This window comes from Altererythrobacter chaiwopuensis, from assembly GCF_054957735.1.
In genome coordinates, this window is record NZ_JBTXJF010000011.1 from 1 (window position 1) to 275 (window position 275).

1 protein-coding gene is annotated in these 275 nt (G+C 72.7%); it reads left to right on the forward strand.

The window, feature by feature from the left end; all coding sequences use genetic code 11:
* On the forward strand, positions 1-275 hold a 275-nt coding region (locus ACX3VQ_RS12995; RefSeq protein ID WP_462581467.1), incomplete at both ends, for a LacI family DNA-binding transcriptional regulator.

Here is a 275-nt window from a genome sequence, read left to right on the forward strand (position 1 = left end):
GCTGAGCGCCATGACGCAGCGGGCAACGATCCACGACGTCGCCCGCGTCGCGGGCGTTTCGGTCGCGACGGTCTCCAAGGCCGTGAACGGACGGTACGGCATCGCGCCGGCCACGCACGCGCGGGTCATGGAGGCGGTCGCCGCCCTCGGCTATGAGTCGAGCCTCGTGGCCAGCAGCATGCGCTCGCGTCGCACCGGCGTGATCGGCGTGCTCGTGGCCGACTTCGAGCCGTTCTCCGCCGAGGTGCTCAAGGGCGTGGGGCAGGCGCTCGGCG